Source organism: Streptosporangium sp. NPDC049046, assembly GCF_040649155.1.
Lineage (GTDB): Bacteria > Actinomycetota > Actinomycetes > Streptosporangiales > Streptosporangiaceae > Streptosporangium.
The window spans coordinates 226,076-242,807 of the sequence record NZ_JBEZEZ010000009.1 but is presented as its reverse complement, the minus strand read 5'-3'; the positions used below and the strand labels follow the sequence as shown (position 1 = coordinate 242,807).

Here is a 16,732-nt window from a genome sequence, read left to right as displayed (position 1 = left end):
CCGGGACAACTCGCCCCGGACCGTTCCAGTCGTCTCCGTAACAGCAGGCCGCAACCCCTATGGATGCGGCAAATCGCAGCGTTCCTACTAGTACCCCGTTCTCCGGAAACGATCACCTCCCGCGACCGGATACCCGGTCCCCTGCCGTACACAGTCAAGAGCAACACGTCCGGGCCGCGATGACGAGACCTCTCTAGTCAGATTTTTCAATCCAGTACCTGAATTATCCGGCTTTCTCGTAGTTCGGTGAGGATCCAAGGTCGTCCTTCCGAGTGCGGATTAGTTCACAGACGCCCGGAACCACGGCCGGTACATCTGATGTCACCATCCACCACCCCAGGGAGCGGATATGACACGGCTGGGGCCCGTATACACACTGGCGGCAGGAGCGGTGATGGCCGTCGCCCTCGGCGTGGCCAGCGCCACCACCTCACCCGCCACCCGGGCCGTCAACGCCCAGGACGACGCACGGCCCGTCGACGTCCAGGACGACGCACCCGCCACGCCCGCCCGGGCCGCCACGGAGGCGTCGCCCACACCGGAGGTCGTCAAGACGGCCAGGCCCACCCCCGCCAAGGCCGACTACGCCGGGCGGGTCACCGGCAACGGCGGCCTGATCGCCGTCTCCGTCAGGAACGGCAAGGCGGTCGGCTACTTCTGCGACGGCAGGATCGAGGCCTGGATGAAGGGCAGGGCCGCCGACGGCAAGGTCACCCTGTCCGGCCGCGGCGACGCCTCGCTCACCGCCCGTCTCAGCGGCGGCGTCGCCGCGGGAACCCTCGGTTTCGGCGGCAGGAAGTGGAGCTTCAAGGCTCCGACCGTGAAGAAGCCCTCCGGCCTCTACCGGGCGACCGCGCTCGTCCGCGGCGCCGACGTCCGCGCCGGATGGATCTATCTCGACGACGGCACCAGGGTCGGCCTCACCCTCGTGGGCGACGAGGTCGCCGACGTGCCGATCCCCGAGCCCGGCGAGAACGCCGTCGTGGACGGCGTGGAGGTCGATCCCCGGGACGTCGACGAGTTCATCGAGGAGTTCTGATGAGTGACACGCAGATCACACCGGTCCCGCAGCGGCGGGCCAACAACGTCGCCCCGCTCCTCGTCCCGCTCGTCGTCGGCGGGCTGGTGGCGGTCGGGCTCGGCGTCTACGGGCGGGTCCACACGCCCACCGGGTACGCGATCGGGCCGGCCGGATTCTCCGGGGCGCTGGCGATGAAGTCCTGGCTCACCACCGGCGCGTTCCTGCTGGCGTTCGTCCAGCTCTTCTCCGCCCTGGTCATGTGGGGCCGGATCAAGCTGGACGTGCCGTGGATCGGTGCCCTGCACCGCTGGTCGGGGCGGGCGGCGTTCCTGCTCACGATCCCGGTGGCACTGCACTGCCTGTACGCGCTGGGCGCCCAGTTCGACGTGCCGCGCGTGATGATCCACTCACTGCTCGGCTGCTTCTTCTACGGCGTCTTCACCGCGAAGATGCTGTCGCTGCCCAGGCGGGGTCTGCCCGGCTGGACCCTCCCTGTCCTCGGCGGGCTCACCTTCGTCGCCCTCACCGGCCTCTGGCTCACCTCGTCGTTCTGGTTCTTCACCACGATCGGGGTCAGGTTGTAGGAGGGGTGAAGGCCGTGGTGCGCCGCAGACCGGCGGCCCTGCCCTTCGCCGCGACCACCAGCGCCATCTTCCTGGACGCCTCGTCGATCATCTCGTCGCCGAGCATGACCGCGCCGCGCCTCTCGACCGTCGTGTAGTACTCGTACGCGTCGAGGATCAGCTCGGCGTGGTCGTAGTCCTCCTGCGGCGGCGAGAACACCTCGTTCGCGGCCTCGATCTGGGAGGGGTGGAGCACCCACTTCCCGTCGAACCCGAGCGCCGCGGCCCGCCCCGCCACCCGGCGGAACCCGTCGAGATCCCTGATCGCGAGGTACGGGCCGTCGATGGCCTGCAGGTCGTGCGTCCTCGCGGCCATCAGGATGCGCATCAGGATGTAGTGGTAGGCGTCGCCCTCGGTGTAGCCGGGCGGCTGCTCACCGACCACCAGGGTCCGCATGTTGATCGAGGCCATGAAGTCGGCCGGGCCGAACACGAGCGTCTCCAGGCGCGGGGACGCTCCGCCGATGGCGTCCACGTTGACCAGGCCCCTCGCGTTCTCGATCTGGGCCTCGATGCCGATCCCGCCGACCGGCAGGCCGTTCGCCCTCTCGATCTGGGTGAGCAGCGTGTCGAGCCACATCACCTGGGCCGCGTCCTCCACCTTGGGCAGCATCAGGCAGTCGAGGAACTCCCCCGCGCCCTCCACGACCTCGATGACGTCCCGGTAGGTCCACTGGGTGCCGAGGTCGTTGACCCTGACGACCCTCGTCCTGCCCGACCAGTCACCCTCGCGCAGGGCGGCCACGACGTTCTTGCGCGCGCCCTCCTTGGCGAGCGGCGCGACGGAGTCCTCCAGGTCGAGGAAGACCTCGTCGGCGGGGAGCCCCTGGGCCTTCTCCAGGAATCTGGGGTTGCTGCCGGGCACCGCGAGACACGAACGTCGAGAACGCATGGGGAACACGCTAACGCCCTCGGGGAGGCGGACGGCAGACCGGGCGGCGCCACGGCCTTCGCGCCGGGACGAGCCGGGCGACGCCGTGACCTCGGCCGGAACACGCCGGGTGAGGGCGAGGACACCCCTGTGGCCTCCACACAAAGACCCCGCCCTGTTCTTGGTGATGATCTCGTAGGACCCTTGCCTGAGATGTCAGAAGAATGGACATCAGGAATCTGCCAAGGGAGACACGCACGATGGCAAACGCTTCTTCGGTGGCAAGGCCCGCCGTACTGTCCGACCTCATCCCCGCGTCGCGCGTCCGCGACGTCGCGCTCGTGGTCGGCGGCGCCGCCCTGACGGGCCTGGCCGCGCAGCTGAGCTTCCCGCTGCCCGGCTCACCGGTTCCGGTCAGCGGCCAGCCCTTCGCGGTCCTGCTGGTCGGCGCCGCCCTCGGCATGAACCGCGCGACGCTGAGCATGGCGCTCTACATGCTGGTCGGTGTCGCGGGCGTGCCGTGGTTCGCCGCCGGCGCCTCCGGCTTCGGCGGGGCGTCCTTCGGATACATCATCGGCTTCATCCCCGCGGCGGCCATCGTCGGCAAGCTCGCCGAACGCGGAGGCGACCGCACCGTGCCGCGCACGATCGGCACGATGATCCTCGGCAACCTGGTCATCTACGCCTTCGGCCTGCCGGTCCTCATCTCCGTCGCCCAGCTGGATCTCGCCACCGGCCTCGCCCTGGGCGTGGTGCCCTTCCTGCTCGGCGACGCCGTCAAGATCGTCATCGCGGCGGGACTGCTCCCGGCCGCCTGGAAGCTCTCCCGGCGCTGACCCGGCGACGTGTGCGGCCTGTACCGCCATTCGGGGAGGCACAGGCCGTACATTCGTCTCATGGGTGTGATCGAGGAGGGCGCGAAGAAGTCGAGCGTCCTGTGGCTGTCGCTGGACCGGCCCCGGCTGGCCTGGCACACCTGGCACGACGGCGCGATCTACCTGGTCACCGGCGGGGGCGAGCAGCCGCTGCCGGGGCTGGCGGAGGCCAGGGAGGTGCGGGTGACGCTGCGCAGCAAGGACAACGGCGGGCGCCTGGTCGCCTTCGACGCCTCCGTGGAGGTGGTGGACCAGGCGAAGGCCCCGGACGCGGTGGCCGCGCTCGCCAAGGAGCGGCTCAACGCCCCCGACGGGGCGAGGCTTCTGGAGCGCTGGGCCGCGGTTTCCAAGGTGATACGGCTCACCCCACGCGAGCCGGTTCCCTGACCTCTTCGACGGGCGAGGGCAGCGCGGCCGTGGCCCGCTGCGCCAGGTAGGCGCCGACCAGGACGATCAGGCCACCCGCGATCTGGAAGGGGCCGAGTGCCTCGCCCAGCAGGATCCAGGCGACCACCGCCCCGGCGATGACCTCCAGAGAGGCGACGGTGGAGCCGATCGCGGCCGACAGGCGGCGGATCGCGAGGACGCCGAGGATGTAGGCGGCGGCCGTGGCGACCACGATCAGCCAGATCAGCGCCCCGACGACCGGCAGCGTGTGGCCGCCCTCGGGGGTGGCCGTCCCGCTGATCGCCTCCCAGGGGATGTTCCACGGCTGGGAGAACGGCAGGAGCACCACGGCGGCGCCGAGCAGGCCCCAGGCGATCAGGCCGAGCGGGTCGATGTCGTCGCCGAAGCTGTCACTGAGCAGGAAGTATCCGGCGCAGCACGTCATCGCGACAAAGGCCAGCAGCAGGCCCACCGGGTCGAGGGCGAGACCGGACCAGACCTCCACCACGATGCCGAGGCCGACCACGGCGACGACGGCACCGACGAAGGCCGCCCGCGGCAGCCGTACCCGCCGGACGAACCGTACCCAGAGCACCACCAGCACCGGCGAGGTGTACTCGATGAGCAGGGTGACGCCGACCGGCAGCCGGGTGATCGCCGCGAAGAACAGCGCCTGCACACCGGCGACCGCGACCACCGCGTACACCAGGAGGAACGGCAGCCGCGAGCGGGGGATGCGCAGGGCCGCGGGCCGGGCGACCGCGAGGATGCCGACGAGCAGCAGCCCGGCGCCCGCCATCCGGATCCAGACCGCCTCCAGCGGGGCGAGTCCCGCCGCGCCCAGATATCTGGCCATGGGACCCGAGAAGGCGAAGGCCAGGGACGACGCGAGCGCGATCAGGAGTCCTGCACGTCTCATGACCCACCATTTCTGTAATTACCGTTAAGCAGCTTTGATGCTGTCACGGTGGGGCGTCGGGCAGCAAGTGAGTTCCGCCATGTGAGCAGGGGAGCATGGCGGGGGCCGATCGGTCCGGGATGCGGCCTACGCTTCAGATGTGAGGATCTTCATCGCACGTCTCGCCGGAACCCCGGTCTTCGACCCCGTGGGGGACCAGATCGGCCGGGTCCGCGACGTGGTGGTGGCCATCGCCGGAAGCGATCCGCCGCACGTGCACGGGCTGGTCGTCGAGGTGCAGCCCCGGCGGAGGGTCTTCCTGCCGATCACCCGGATACGCTCCGCCAAGGCCGGCGCCGTCGTCTTCAGCGGCCAGCTCAACATGCGCAGGTTCGAACAGCGGGCGACCGAAACCCTCGCCATCACCGAGCTGCTCGACCTCGGCGTGGAGGTCGACGGCGAGCGGATGACGGTCCTGGACCTGGCCATGGAGGAGACCAGGCGCTCGGAGTGGCTGATCACCAAGGTGGCGGTGATCGAGAGCCCTCCCGGCCTGGGACTGCGCCGGCGCGGCGCGACCAGGATCGTCGACTGGCGCGAGGTCCACGGCTTCGGCGCCGTCCAGAAGGACCAGGGCGCGGCCAACCTGCTGGTCGCCTTCGAGTCGATGCGCGCCGCCGACCTGGCCGGCGCCCTGCACGAGTTGCCCGCCAAGCGGCGGGTCGAGGTGGCCGCCGCCCTCGACGACGTACGGCTCGCGGACGTGCTCGAGGAACTTCCCGAGCAGGACCAGATCGGCATCCTGAGCAGGCTCGCCCCCGAGCGGGCCGCGGACGTGCTGGAGGAGATGAACCCCGACGACGCGGCCGACCTGCTCCAGGACCTCCCCGCCGAGCAGGCCGAGGCGCTGATGGCCCTGATGGAGCCCGAGGAGGCCGCACCGATCAGGCGGCTGCTGATCTACCCGGAGAACACCGCGGGCGGCATGATGACGAGCGAGCCGGTGATCCTGCCGCCGAGCGCGACGGTCGCCGAGGCACTCGCCAACATCCGCCAGCGCGAACTCACCCCGGCCGTGGCCGCGCAGGTCTACGTGACCCGGCCGCCCGTCGAGACGCCCACCGGCCGCTTCCTCGGCCTGGCCCACTTCCAGCGGCTGCTGCGCGAGCCGCCCTCGACCCTGCTCGGCGGCATCCTGGACACCTCCCTCGACCCGATCAGACCCTCCTTCACCCTGCACCAGGTCACCTCCTACCTGGCCAACTACAATCTCGTGGCGGCTCCCGTGGTGAACGAGGCGGGACGCCTGGTCGGCGCGGTCACCGTCGACGACGTGCTCGACCACCTGCTGCCGGACGACTGGCGCGAGCGGGACGACCGACCGAGAGAGGGCGGGAATGGCTGACCGTCTCGACCAGCCCAGGCAGCCCGGCCTTCGGTTGCGCCCGCACTACGACCCCGAGGCGTTCGGGCGGCTGTCGGAGCGGATCGCCCGCTTCCTCGGCACCGCCAGGTTCCTGGTGTACATGACGGTTTTCGTCACCGTCTGGGTGCTGTGGAACGTCCTCGTCCCCCACACGCTGAAGTTCGACCCCTACCCCTTCATCTTCCTCACGCTGATCCTGTCGCTCCAGGCCTCGTACGCGGCGCCGTTGATCCTGCTCGCCCAGAACCGGCAGGACGACCGCGACCGGGTCCAGAACGAGAACGACCGCAGGGCCGCGGAGCGCAACCAGGCCGACCTGGACTACCTCACCCGGGAGATCGCCGCCCTGCGCATGGCGCTCGGCGAGGTGGCCACCCGCGACTACATCCGTTCGGAGCTGCAGCGTCTGCAGGAGGATCTCGCCGAGCCCCAGAGGTCCATGGAGCCGTGAGCCCGCGCTCCGGCCGGGCAGGCGAAGGCTCAGCAGGCGAGGGCTCAGTACGGATCGGTGCCGGAGCCGGGAAAAAGCTTGTTCAGCATGTCCGCGCACCGCCGCAGCTCGTCGGGGTCGAGCATGTCCAGGAACTGGCCGCGGATCCCGCGCAGGTAGGTGGGGCCGGCCTCGGCCAGCCGCGCGGCCCCCTCGTCGGTGAGGACGGCGAACAGGCCGCGCGCGTCGCTGGGGCACGCCTCGCGCTCGACCAGGCCGTCGCGCTGGAGACGGTCGATGAGCCGGGTCAGGCCGCTGCGCGACAACAGCACCCTGTCCGCCAGGTCGTTCATCCTCAGCCGCCGCTCGGGCGCCTCCGACAGCTGCGACAGGACCTCGTACGAGGCCAGGGCCAGGTCGTGCTCGACCAGCAGGTCGGCCTCCAGGACCCGGGTGATGCGGACCTGGGCCCGCTGGAGCATGCGCCAGACCACCAGCTCCTCCGAGCCGGTGCTCCCTCTTGACTCGCCCGCTGTGAGGGTCACGGAGTAACCTTAGAACGTTGCACGTGCACCTACACAGCGGATTGTCCGAATCCAGCGACCATCACCGGTTTCGGAATTCCTTCCGGTGTTCTCGGGTTCATACCATGGACTTACGACGCCGACCGCTCCCTGACGGGATCGGCCTCCTGCCAAGCCATACGGGCGCCACGACGGGCAGGGCCCGCCTGTGAGACGCCTCATCGATAACAGACAAGGAGGGACGGCATCCTCGTCGCCCCCGGGTGACGTGATTGCCGACACTTCGATGGCACCTACCACGGAACTGGTGATGGCCGCCCTCGCGACCGTCAACGACCCTGAGATCCGTCGGCCGATCACCGAACTCGACATGGTCAAGAGCGTCGACATCTCCCCCGAGGGAGCCGTACGTGTCGCGATCTACCTGACGGTCTCGGGTTGTCCCATGAAGGACACCATCACCCGAGACGTCACCGGCGCCGTCTCCAAGGTCGACGGGGTGACCGGTGTCTCCGTCGAGATGGACGTGATGAGCACCGAGCAGCGCAAGACGCTGCAGACCAAGTTGCGGGGCGCGAAGGGGCCGGAGAAGGAGATCCCCTTCGCCCAGCCCGGCTCGCTGACCCGTGTCTTCGCGGTCGCCTCGGGCAAGGGCGGCGTCGGCAAGTCGTCCGTCACCGTCAACCTGGCCGCCGCGATGGCCGCGAGCGGCCTGAAGGTCGGCGTCGTCGACGCCGACATCTACGGCCACAGTGTTCCGCGCATGCTCGGCGTCTCCGAGCGCCCCACCAAGGTCGAGGACATGATCATGCCGCCGGTGGCGCATGACATCAAGGTCATCTCGGTCGGCATGTTCAAGCCGGAGGGCAACACCCCGGTCGTGTGGCGTGGCCCGATGCTCGACCGTGCCCTGCACCAGTTCCTCGCCGACGTCTACTGGGGCGACCTGGACGTGCTTCTGATGGACCTGCCCCCGGGCACCGGTGACATCGCGATCTCCGTGGCGCAGCGGATGCCGTCCGCCGAACTCCTGGTGGTGACCACCCCGCAACAGGCCGCCGCCGAGGTCGCCGAGCGCGCGGGGTCGATCGCCGTCCAGACCCACCAGCAGATCGCCGGTGTCATCGAGAACATGTCGTGGCTGCCCTGCCCGCACTGCGACGAGCGGATCTCGGTCTTCGGCGAGGGCGGCGGCCAGACCGTGGCCGACGCGCTCACCCGCACCCTGGGCTCCCGCGTGCCGCTGCTGGGCCAGGTGCCCATCGACATGCGGCTGCGCGAGGGCGGCGACGAGGGCAAGCCGCTCGTGCTGACCGACCCGGACGCCCCGGCCGCGGCCGAGTTGAGCCGCATCGCCGCGTCCCTCAGCAAGAAGTCGACCAGCCTCAAGGGGCTCCAGCTCGGCATCTCGCCCACCCGGCGCGGCTGAGGCGACCGGGTCGGCTGAGCCAGAGGCCGACGGACCGGTCTTTCGGGACCTGGAGCGGCCTCTCCCGCGACGCGACGACGGCGGCGCCCCCGAACCGGGGGCGTCGCCGTCGGCCGTGTGAGGCGCATCTCAGCCGCGCGAAACGGAAAAACTACGCAAAGTTCAAATGGCTGGTGTGCCGACACGCGACCTTGCCGGGGAAACCAGACCCGAAAGGAATCGGTCACCCGGCCGGGAGACCCGGCTGGCGTCCGGAGACGGGACGCTAGGTCGCGTCGGAGTCGTACGGGGGGATCTCGCCGTACCCCAGCTCCCCGCCGCCGCTCATCGCGTGGTGGTCGGCCGCCGGTTCCGCGGTGGCGGTGGTCTTCGAAGTGCCGTTCAGATCGTCCTCAAGATCGGCGATGAGGTGCTTTCTGACGAAGTTCTTCGGGTTGAGGTCGGCCGGGTCGAAGTCGGCGAACTCGGGACCGAGCCCCGACCGCAGGTCGTCTCTCGCGTTGTTGGCCATCCGGCGCAGGTTGCGTATCGTCTTGCCCGCCTGCGAGGCGGCCTGGGGCAGTTTCTCCGGGCCGAAGACGAGAAGGGCGATCACCACCAGCGCCACGATCTCAGGCCAGCCGAGTCCGAACACGGTGATCTCCTACCGGGAGGAAGGTGCCAGAGGCACCTCTCCGGCCACACGCCGGAGAGGTTCCACACTAACGCCCCCACTGGTGAGCACGCGCCTCACCCCGCCTCTCAAAAGGGCCGCTCAGGAGGGTTGGGGTGAGGGCTGCTCGGGGGCGGTACCGACGGTGACGGTCGCGGTCTTCTCCTCACCGCCGCGCTGGTACTTGACCGCGAGCTTCTCACCGGGAGCCCTGTTACGGATCATGGCGATCAGCTCGTTGCCGTCCTGGAGCACGACACCGTCGATCTCCAGGATGACGTCTCCGGGCTTGAGGCCCGCCTGGGCCGCGGGGCCGTTCGGCTCGACCGGCTGGGTGCCCTGCCTGGACTCGGTGGCGATGCGCACCCCGACGCCCTGGTAGGTCGGGTCGATCGCGACGCCGATGCGCGACTTCTTCGCCTTGCCCGTGGTGATCAGCTCCTCGGCGACCCGCCTGGCGTGGTTCACCGGGATGGCGAAGCCGAGGCCGATGCTGCCGCTCTGGCCGCCGACCGACCTGCCGAGCGTGGCGATCGCCGAGTTGACGCCGATCACCTCACCGTTCACGTTGACCAGCGGTCCCCCCGAGTTGCCGGGGTTGATGGCCGCGTCGGTCTGCACGGCGCTGAGCCAGGTGGTGTCGGAGCTGTTCTCCTCACCCGCCTGGACGGGCCGGTTGAGCGAGCTGACGATGCCGGAGGTCACGGTGCCGGTCAGGCCCAGCGGGGATCCGATCGCGATGACCGGGTCTCCCACGACCACGTTGTCCGAGTTGCCGAGAACGATCTCGGGGGCGCCGAAGGTCTCCGCGGGCTTGACCACGGCCAGGTCGGACTCGGGGTCACGGCCCACGACGACGGCCGAGGTGGACTTGCGGTTGTTGAACTGGATCTGGATCTGGACGCGCGAGTCGGCGTTGGCCACCACGTGGTTGTTGGTCACCACGTAGCCGCCCTTGATCAGGAAGCCAGAACCGGTGCTGGAACTCGCCCCGCCCTCGACGGCGAGTGACACCACGCTGGGCAGGACCTTCGAGGCCACGCCCGCCACCGACTCCGGAGGCCGGACGTTGGAGCCCGTCGGCGCCCCGCCCAGGCTGAAGGAGGGGTCGCGCCCCGAGCCCGCGGGCTTGGTGAGGAGATAGGTGCCGACGCTGCCGAGCGTGGAGGCGAGCAGCGCGATCACCAGGCCGAGGATCACCAGCGTGGTGGTGCGAGGCCCACTCCTGGCGGGCCTGGGCGGCGAACCGCCGAAGCCGCCGAAACCTCCGGGGCCCACGGGGGCCCCGGGCGGCGGCGCCCACCCGGGTCCCATGCCGAACGCCTGGGTGGGCGGAGGGGGCTGAGCGGACTGGGAGGCGAAGACCATCGTGTCCTGCCTGGGCGGCCTGCCCGAGGGGTCGCCCCAGCTGTGGCCCACGGGACCGGGGCCCTGGTCGCCCTCATCGGGCGGCAGGTGCCTGTCGTGGTGGAGCGACTCGGGCTGGTCCTGCGGCCTGCCCCACCGGGCGTGGTCGGACTGGGCGCCCGGCCGGCTCCAGTCGTCGTCGCGGGGCTGCTCGGCGTGGAAGGGAGCACCCTCTCCGGCGGGCAGGAACTCGGGACGGGAGAACTCGGGGCCGGATAAGTCGGGGCGGCGGGACTCCTGGGTCTCGTGTCCGCCGTCGGCGAATTCCGACGGCGTACGGCCCTCAGCATCGTTCGCCTCGCGGGCAGTACGGGCGTCGTCGGTCATCGAATACTCACTACTCCTTGACTCGCGGACGGCCGCTCACCGGTGCAACCCGGCAATCTTCCCCCGAGTGGCATACGCGATGTGTAAAGCACGCGCTATCCGAAGGGATTGACCCAGGAGAGCAGACGGCTGGCACCGCGGCCGAGCCGCGTCCAGAGATCGGGAACGGGCTCGTGCGGCAGCGCCGCGACAGCGGCGTCGACCATGTCGGCCGGCGCGTCGGCAAAGACAGTGTAGACATGACCCCCACTCGCCCAGATCGTCTCCTGCACAGCAGGGTCTCGAATCCAGATCGTATGCCCCTTACGCCGTTCCGCATGCCAACCCTGGAGACGTTCTTCGTCAAGCATCCCAGACTGGATAAAAACCGACACAACCGACAGACCATCTGAATACCCGAGATACACGTATCCGGAAGGGACGATGCGAGCGGCGAAGAGCTCCAGCCGTCCCGGCAGGGTGTGGGGGAGACGCAGCCCCTCGGCCTCCAGCCGCGGCAGCTCGGCCAGGTCAAGGCCACCGGCCGCCATCGCGGGCGCCGCGCTCCTCACCACCGGATCGAGGGTCAGGTCGACGAAGGCTCCGGCCCTGACGACCCGCCCCTTCGTGTCCATGAGCTCGCGGCGCAGCACCGGACCTCCGTCCCGGTCGAGCCAGTAGCGGGCGGCGACCGTGCCGTCGGCCCGCAGGACGTTCACCAGGCGGGCCGGGCGCCCGCAGGCGAAGCCCTCCCCCGCGTCCACGACCCGGTAGTTGCGGGCCATGACCTCGAGCATCACCTCGGACGGGCTGGACATGCCCCCGGCCGGGGTGCCGGGATCGGCGTTCCGCACCGAACCCGAGGGGGCGGCATCTCCCCCGGAGCCCGGGGACCCCGAGGACCCCGAGGACGCGGTGCGTACCGTCAGCCCCTTTCCCGGGACGTTGCGCACCTCCAACACCTCGGAGACGGCACCCGAGGTGCCCCAGGAGGTGACGTACTGGGTGCCGGAGTATCCGCGGGAGCGGCCCGCGGCCGCCGCCTCGCGGAGCAGGTGCAGGCCGGTGTCCTCGCTCTCGACGTCGTCCGGCGGCGCGACGTGCGGGGACCGGACGGCGTGTGCCGTACCGCCCGTCACCAGCCCCAGCAGCATGAGAGCGGCCAGGATGACCGTGGCGGGCAGCCGGATCACGGAGAGGGGGAGAGAGTCGGCGTCGCCGACCCGCCATAGGGCGCGGTGTTCCTGTGCTGGTTGGCGAACATGTCGACCGGCGGCACGATGCGCGGGTTGGGATCGGCCCCGCCTACCACGAACAGGGTCCCGATGGCCACGGCCGCCGAGGCGACGCCCACCGCGACGTAACCCGCCCTGCGCGCGCGGCGGGGTCCTCCGGCACGGCCCCTGGGCCGGTTGTCGGGGGGTGCGATGCCGTGCATGCTCGGAATGGGCGCGCCACCGAAGGTGCGTGCGGCCCGAAAGGGGCGCTCACGCGGCGGCAACGGGCCGCCGGGCTCGGCCATTCGCAGCAGGGACATCGTCAGGTCGGTCGGCATCGCCGGACCGTCAAGGGAGCGCAACCGGCTCTTCAGGGCCCGCACGGCGTCGACCTCGGCCCTGCAGGGGGCACAGAAGGTCAGGTGCGAGAGGGCACGGTCGCGCTCGTGGTGATTCAGCTCACCGTCGACCAGCGCGGAAACGCGTTCTCCGAGGTGACTCATGCGCACTCCTTGCCAAGTGGCTCGTCGTGACATTCGTCATGACTGTGGTTTCTCATGCGAATTCCTCCCCGTGAGTAACGTTCGGGGGGAATTGATCGTTCCGCGGCGCACGGTGGTCCAGCGCCTCACGCAACTGCGACCGCCCACGGTGGATCCTGCTGCGGACGGTGCCGAGCTTCACGCCCAGCGTCGCCGCGATCTCCTCGTAGGACAGCCCCTCGATGTCACACAGGACGACGGCCGCGCGGAACTCGGGCGCGAGCGCGTCGAGTGCCGCCTGGATGTCGGGCTCCAGATGGGTGTCGTCGTACACCTGGGCGGGAGAAGGCTCGCGTCCGCGCAACCGCTCGGCGGCGTCGTCGGCGAGCCCCTCGAACCTGATGCGCTGCTTGCGCCGCGCCATGTCGAGGAACAGGTTGGTGGTGATGCGGTGCAGCCAGCCCTCGAAGGTGCCCGGCGTGTAGTTGGACAACGACCTGAAGACCCGGACGAAGACCTCCTGGGTGAGATCCTCCGCATCGTGCACGTTCCCGGTCAGCCGATAGGCCAGCCGGTAGACGCGCGCAGAGTGCGTCCGGACCACCTCCTCCCAGGTGGGAGGCGTCCAGTCGGACATGGGAGCTTCCGCCTGGTGGTCGGAACCCTCCACCGGCACTCCTCTCTCAGGGGCCACCGCTATCGCCATAGTGCCTGGTTTCGTCCCTTCGTGCGCACTCACTACCTTCAGGACCGGCAAAGGCCGCTTAAACCGTGCAACGCACCGGGGGTGACATGAGTTCCCGATCGGGCCTGCCTCCCTTAGGCTGCGACCCAGCGCCTATATGACTGTGTACGGAGAAAGCGGGAGGAGAGGCCGATGGCAGAGACGCCGACAAGTCCGTTGGAGGCCACTCTGGCCTATGCCGACGAGTTCCACAGGGAGGACGACATCCTGCGGGCCGCGCGCATGCGCGGCGCGGAGGTGGGGGCACCCCCGATCCTGCCCGGCGGCGGCGCCGCTCTCTGCTTCCTCGCCACCGCCATCAACGCCCGTGCCGTCGTGGAGATCGGCACCGGTTGCGGCGTGTCGGGGCTGTGGCTGCTCCGCGGCATGCGCCAGGACGGCACGCTCACCAGCGTGGACGTGGAACCCGAGCACCAGCGGCTGGCCAGGCAGAGCTTCGCCCAGGCCGGATTCTCCGGTGGCCGGATCCGCCTGATCACCGGCCGCGCCCTCGACGTGCTCCCCCGTCTCTCCGACGGCGGCTACGACCTGGTCTTCTGCGACGGCGCCATGCACGAGTACGCCGACTACCTGGCCGAGTCCGTCCGCCTGCTGCGGGTCGGCGGCATCGTCGTCTTCGACAACGCCCTCTGGGGCAACAGGGTGGCCGACCCCTCGCAGCGGGATCCGGAAACGGTCGTCATCAGGGAACTGGGCAAGCTGGTCCGCTCCGACGAGCGGCTCCGCCCGCTGATGATGCCCCTGGGAGACGGCATCCTGGCGGCCGTCAAACTCGCCGACTGAGCCGGCTACGGGCGTCCCGTGCGCCGAGACGCTCAAGCCGGCTCCCGGTGCGCCCGAACGGTCGCCTCGTCATGGAGAGAGCCGGTTCTCGGGCGGCCCTGACGATGTCCACGGTGCCGTCGGGGCGGGTCCACCCCGTCCACCGGCCGGCGTCTCGACCGTCACCGCCCGCGACACACCCCGAAACCTGGCAATACCGTTCACACGGGTCCGGCAAGCGATCACCAAGATCCTGGGAGACGCGCGTCAATCCTCTATCGGCCGGAAACGATGCCGATAAGGCCATGTCGCCACAACGCGGGCCTTTCCCACGATCACCGATACACAGGGGTGCGCCATGACGGTTGCCGCCAAGCTCGACAAACTGCTCGACAAGGAGTATGAGGGGTCCGATCTTCACTCGCTTGCCAACGCGCCGGTCAGCGCGCTCTCCGGGGTGAGCGAGAGCGACGCCCAGGACCTGGCCAAGGCGTTCGGTATCAGGACCATCGGCGACCTCGGCCGCAACAAGCACTTCCGGGCCGCCGAGGCCATCGTCAGCCTCGCGGAGGCGAGCAGGTAGGAGTTGGTCCGGCGGGAGCGGCGGCCCGCACCGGACCCTTCGGGGGATCCGGTCCCGCGACCGCAGGCTGACCGGGAGCCAGGCCCACGGGCCTGGCTCCCGGCCTACCGCTCAGCGCCACGTGATCGGCGCGGACGGTCACCGCTACCTGACTCAGCGCCACGTGGTCGGCATCGCCGACATGGTCGGCATGGTCGGCGCGGCTGTCACCGCTCCCCGATCGGCGCTCCCTGGAGCTCCGACAGCCATCCGAGCAGCAGACGCACGCCGTACCCGGTGGCCCCCTTGCTGAGAACGCCGTCGTCGGCGCCGCTGCGGCCGACATTCGCGATGTCCAGGTGCGCCCACGGCCGTCCACCGGTGAACTCGCGCAGGAACAGCGCCGCGGTGACGGAACCCGCGCCGTAGGTCGATCCCGCCTCGATGTTGGTCAGGTCCGCCACGGACGAGTCGAGCGCGGGAACGTAGTCGTCGATCAGGGGCATCCGCCAGAGCCGCTCCCCACTCGTCTCCCCCGCCCCGATCAGGGCGTCGGCCAGCTCGTCGTCGGAGGCGAAGACCGCGCCGAGATCCTTGCCCAGGGCGATGCCGATCGCCCCGGTCAGCGTGGCGATGTCGATCATGACGTCCGGCTTCAGTTCCGCGTCGGCGTACGCCAGCGCGTCGGCCAGGACCAGACGGCCCTCGGCGTCGGTGTTGAGCACCTCGACCGTCCGGCCCCCGTACTGCGTGATCACGTCGGAGGGGCGCTGGGCCGTGCCGGAGAAGGAGTTCTCGGCGGCGGCGACGAGGCCGGTGACCCGAACCCGCACGCCGAGCGCGGCCAGCGCGCCCAGGACCGCGATGACGACGGCTCCGCCGGCCATGTCGGTCTTCATGAACACCATGTTGCTCGTCGGCTTGAGCGAGATGCCGCCGGTGTCGTACGTGATGCCCTTGCCGACCAGGACCACGTGACCGGTCGCGTCCTCGGGCTCGTAGGAGAGCTGGATCAGCCGGGGCGGGCTCACCGATCCCTGGCCGACGGCGAGGATGCCGCCGAACCCGCCGGAGCGCAGCTCACGCTCGTCCCACACCCGCACCGCGACACCCCGCTCGGCGGCGCGCTCGGCGAGCCAGGCGGGTGACTTCACCGAGGAGGGGGTGTTGGTCAGGTCTCTGGCGAGCGCCACGGCCTCGGCCACCACCTCGGCGGCGGCGACCTCCGTCTCGACCCCGTCGCCGACGAACTCGAGCGTGACCGGGGAGGACTTCACCTCACCGACCCTGAAGGTGTACGTGGCCAGGAGCGCGCCCTCCACGAACGCGGACACCGGCCCGCTCGGGAGCACGATCCTGATGGCGTCCCTGCCCTTGCCGCGCCGCGCCACCGCCGCGCCCGCCTTGCGCAGGGTGGCCGGCGAACCGTCGCCGACCCCGTAGAGAAGCACCCGGCCGACGGCGTCGCCGTTCGCGACCGGAACCTCGACGATCTCGCCCGCCTCACCCTTGACCTTGTGATGGGCGAGCAGCGCCGCCACCGGAACCGGCAGCTCGATATCGGGCGCGAGGTCCTCGGCGAAGGGGACGGCCAGCAACTCGGCGTCACCGGGGAGCGTGGTCCCGGCCCCCTCCCCTGCGGCCGGCTCCGCGCCCTCCGAGGACGCGACGGACAGCCCCTGCGCGTAGGGAACGCGCGGCAGGAGCAGATGGGGGGAGATGGGCATAGCGGTAACTCCAGTCATCAGGCCCGGCGTGGGGAGAGGCACCGGGGAGAACACCACGGCCCTGGCGCGAGCCACCGTGAGGCGGTCCGACGGCCAGGGCCGTGTCGTCGTCTGTCCATCGTCGGTCTCGCGGGCCGTCGCAGGTGTCATGCTTCCCGAGCAAGCTCAAATAGGGCCCGGCTCCACCACTTCTGGTTTAGATCGGGATCAACCGACGATTTTCTTCAGTTCCTCACCGAGGGCACTTGCCTCGTCCGCCGAGAGTTCGACGACAAGGCGGCCGCCACCCTCCAGGGGAACCCGCATGACGATGCCCCTGCCTTCCTTGACGACCTCCAGCGGACCATCACCGGTCCTCGGCTTCATAGCCGCCATGCGTGTATCCCTT

At 70.1% G+C, this 16,732-nt stretch carries 19 protein-coding genes; 9 read left to right on the top strand and 10 right to left on the bottom strand.

The features are described from left to right. Positions 1-349 precede the first annotated feature (349 nt). Complete coding sequence (locus AB0B96_RS15455; protein ID WP_362899079.1) at positions 350-1,039, top strand: hypothetical protein; 690 nt, start codon at positions 350-352, stop codon at positions 1,037-1,039. Continuing rightward, positions 1,039-1,605, top strand: coding sequence for a DUF6529 family protein (locus AB0B96_RS15450; RefSeq protein ID WP_350947888.1), 567 nt, complete (start codon positions 1,039-1,041; stop codon positions 1,603-1,605). The genes AB0B96_RS15455 and AB0B96_RS15450 overlap by 1 nt, the downstream gene beginning before the upstream one ends. On the opposite strand, the gene AB0B96_RS15445 is transcribed toward AB0B96_RS15450, so the two are convergent. Next, on the bottom strand, positions 1,595-2,536 hold the full coding sequence (locus AB0B96_RS15445) for a CoA ester lyase (protein WP_350947889.1): 942 nt from the start codon (positions 2,534-2,536) through the stop codon (positions 1,595-1,597). The genes AB0B96_RS15450 and AB0B96_RS15445 overlap by 11 nt on opposite strands. 239 nt (positions 2,537-2,775) lie before the next feature. On the opposite strand from AB0B96_RS15445, the gene AB0B96_RS15440 reads away from it, so the two are divergent. Further along, positions 2,776-3,351 carry a biotin transporter BioY gene (locus AB0B96_RS15440; RefSeq protein ID WP_362899076.1) on the top strand — a complete coding sequence of 192 codons (576 nt, stop codon included), beginning with the start codon at positions 2,776-2,778 and terminating at the stop codon, positions 3,349-3,351. 60 nt (positions 3,352-3,411) lie between these two features. Then, positions 3,412-3,777, top strand: a complete 366-nt coding sequence (locus tag AB0B96_RS15435; protein WP_362899074.1) for a hypothetical protein — start codon at positions 3,412-3,414, stop codon at positions 3,775-3,777. On the opposite strand, the gene AB0B96_RS15430 is transcribed toward AB0B96_RS15435, so the two are convergent. Continuing rightward, positions 3,752-4,696 carry a DMT family transporter gene (locus AB0B96_RS15430; protein WP_350947892.1) on the bottom strand — a complete coding sequence of 315 codons (945 nt, stop codon included), beginning with the start codon at positions 4,694-4,696 and terminating at the stop codon, positions 3,752-3,754. The two genes, AB0B96_RS15435 and AB0B96_RS15430, sit on opposite strands and share 26 nt — an antisense overlap. A 139-nt stretch (positions 4,697-4,835) precedes the next feature. Between AB0B96_RS15430 and AB0B96_RS15425 the strand changes: the two genes are divergently transcribed. Further along, on the top strand, positions 4,836-6,080 hold the full coding sequence (locus tag AB0B96_RS15425; protein WP_362899072.1) for a CBS domain-containing protein: 1,245 nt from the start codon (positions 4,836-4,838) through the stop codon (positions 6,078-6,080). Continuing rightward, positions 6,073-6,552, top strand: a complete 480-nt coding sequence (locus tag AB0B96_RS15420) for a DUF1003 domain-containing protein (protein WP_350947894.1) — start codon at positions 6,073-6,075, stop codon at positions 6,550-6,552. Before AB0B96_RS15425 ends, AB0B96_RS15420 begins: the two co-directional genes overlap by 8 nt. Positions 6,553-6,596: 44 nt before the next feature. Here the strand turns inward: AB0B96_RS15420 and AB0B96_RS15415 are convergent, their stop codons facing one another. After that, the gene (locus AB0B96_RS15415; RefSeq protein ID WP_362899069.1) at positions 6,597-7,076 is read right to left on the bottom strand and encodes a MarR family transcriptional regulator; all 480 of its coding nucleotides are present in this window, start codon (positions 7,074-7,076) and stop codon (positions 6,597-6,599) included. 265 nt (positions 7,077-7,341) lie between these two features. Between AB0B96_RS15415 and AB0B96_RS15410 the strand changes: the two genes are divergently transcribed. Then, entirely contained in the window at positions 7,342-8,484 is a 1,143-nt protein-coding gene (locus tag AB0B96_RS15410) for an Mrp/NBP35 family ATP-binding protein (protein WP_362899067.1), read from the top strand. Positions 8,485-8,749: 265 nt separating this feature from the next. Here the strand turns inward: AB0B96_RS15410 and AB0B96_RS15405 are convergent, their stop codons facing one another. The 5 genes from AB0B96_RS15405 to sigE all read right to left on the bottom strand — a co-directional run bounded on the left by AB0B96_RS15405 (position 8,750) and on the right by sigE (position 13,254). Then, entirely contained in the window at positions 8,750-9,118 is a 369-nt protein-coding gene (locus tag AB0B96_RS15405) for a sec-independent translocase (protein WP_350947897.1), read from the bottom strand. A gap of 120 nt (positions 9,119-9,238) precedes the next feature. Then, entirely contained in the window at positions 9,239-10,870 is a 1,632-nt protein-coding gene (locus AB0B96_RS15400) for a trypsin-like peptidase domain-containing protein (protein ID WP_362899064.1), read from the bottom strand. A gap of 95 nt (positions 10,871-10,965) precedes the next feature. Continuing rightward, positions 10,966-12,042 (bottom strand): sigma-E factor regulatory protein RseB domain-containing protein, encoded by a 1,077-nt coding sequence (locus tag AB0B96_RS15395; RefSeq protein WP_362899062.1) that lies wholly within the window; start codon positions 12,040-12,042, stop codon positions 10,966-10,968. Beyond that, complete coding sequence (locus AB0B96_RS15390; RefSeq protein WP_350947900.1) at positions 12,039-12,569, bottom strand: zf-HC2 domain-containing protein; 531 nt, start codon at positions 12,567-12,569, stop codon at positions 12,039-12,041. Before AB0B96_RS15390 ends, AB0B96_RS15395 begins: the two co-directional genes overlap by 4 nt. Positions 12,570-12,621: 52 nt before the next feature. Further along, positions 12,622-13,254: an RNA polymerase sigma factor SigE gene (gene sigE / locus AB0B96_RS15385; protein WP_350947901.1), complete on the bottom strand. Its 633-nt coding sequence runs from the start codon at positions 13,252-13,254 to the stop codon at positions 12,622-12,624. Positions 13,255-13,425: 171 nt separating this feature from the next. Between sigE and AB0B96_RS15380 the strand changes: the two genes are divergently transcribed. Then, positions 13,426-14,076 carry an O-methyltransferase gene (locus AB0B96_RS15380; RefSeq protein WP_350947903.1) on the top strand — a complete coding sequence of 217 codons (651 nt, stop codon included), beginning with the start codon at positions 13,426-13,428 and terminating at the stop codon, positions 14,074-14,076. A 337-nt stretch (positions 14,077-14,413) separates the two neighbouring features. Beyond that, the gene (locus AB0B96_RS15375; RefSeq protein WP_350947904.1) at positions 14,414-14,638 is read left to right on the top strand and encodes a hypothetical protein; all 225 of its coding nucleotides are present in this window, start codon (positions 14,414-14,416) and stop codon (positions 14,636-14,638) included. 206 nt (positions 14,639-14,844) lie between these two features. Here the strand turns inward: AB0B96_RS15375 and AB0B96_RS15370 are convergent, their stop codons facing one another. Continuing rightward, complete coding sequence (locus AB0B96_RS15370; protein ID WP_362899059.1) at positions 14,845-16,344, bottom strand: leucyl aminopeptidase family protein; 1,500 nt, start codon at positions 16,342-16,344, stop codon at positions 14,845-14,847. A 207-nt stretch (positions 16,345-16,551) separates the two neighbouring features. Then, positions 16,552-16,719 (bottom strand): DUF3117 domain-containing protein, encoded by a 168-nt coding sequence (locus AB0B96_RS15365; RefSeq protein ID WP_084195322.1) that lies wholly within the window; start codon positions 16,717-16,719, stop codon positions 16,552-16,554. Between the last annotated feature and the right edge of the window lie 13 nt (positions 16,720-16,732).